This window comes from Plantactinospora solaniradicis (genome assembly GCF_042658085.1).
Taxonomy (GTDB): domain Bacteria; phylum Actinomycetota; class Actinomycetes; order Mycobacteriales; family Micromonosporaceae; genus Plantactinospora; species Plantactinospora solaniradicis.
Map to the genome: position 1 here is coordinate 1 of NZ_JBHSPR010000147.1, position 803 is coordinate 803.

The 803-nt window shown below is 62.3% G+C and carries 1 protein-coding gene; it reads right to left on the reverse strand.

What is annotated here, in order from left to right; translation table 11 throughout:
- Positions 1–11 precede the first annotated feature (11 nt).
- Positions 12–803 (reverse strand): glycoside hydrolase family 62 protein (locus tag ACFP2T_RS47960; RefSeq protein ID WP_377434795.1); only part of this gene is annotated, 792 nt, incomplete at its 5' end.

Consider the following 803-nt stretch of genomic DNA (forward strand, 5'->3'; position numbering starts at 1 on the left):
GTGTGGTGTGGTTAGCGTTGCAGGGTCAGTAGGCCGGGGCGGTAGGGCAGGAGGCCGTAGTCGCCGCCGGAGTTGGGGGAGCGTCCTTGGTAGAGCAGTTGGAGGTTGCATGGGTTGACGGTCATGGTCTGGTCGGCGTTGGTGCGGATGAGTTCGCCGTGGCTGATGTCGTTGGTCCAGGTGGCGCCGCTGTTGGCTTTGCCGGCGAAGGGGTTGCTCTCGGTTGCGGCTTGTGGGGTCCAGGAGCCGCCGAGGCTGGTGGAGGTGAAGGAGCGGAAGTAGCGGCCTTGGGAGCCGATTGCCTCGACGATCATGAGGTATCGGTTCTGGTTTTGGAGTTTGTAGACCTGGACTGCTTCGAAGAGGTTGTTCGTGGTGTCGGTCATGATGATGGTTGATGATGAGCCGAAGCTGCCGGGGAAGTTTCCGATGGGCATGCTGGCTCGGTAGATTCTGCCGTTGTCTCCGGCGAAGAACAGGTACATGTTCGTGCTGTCACCGATGACCGCCTGGTCGATGGGGCCGGTGCTGGAGTTGGAGATGCTCCCGGAGAACAGCGTCTGTGGGGACGACCATCCGTTCGGGTTGGTGGGGTCGCTCGACGTCCGGTAGGAGAACGCGGGTCCGCCCCACTGGTAGGCCAGGACCCAGATGTTTCTTGGGGCGAAGTAGAAGAGCGAGGGCGCGACGGTGCCCGAGGACATCGCGTTCTGGCTCGCCGAGCCCATCTCGGACCAGTTCGAGAAGAGGCTGAAGTTCATCGAGCCCCATGTGGTTCCCGTGTCGTGGGTGGTGGCGTAGAC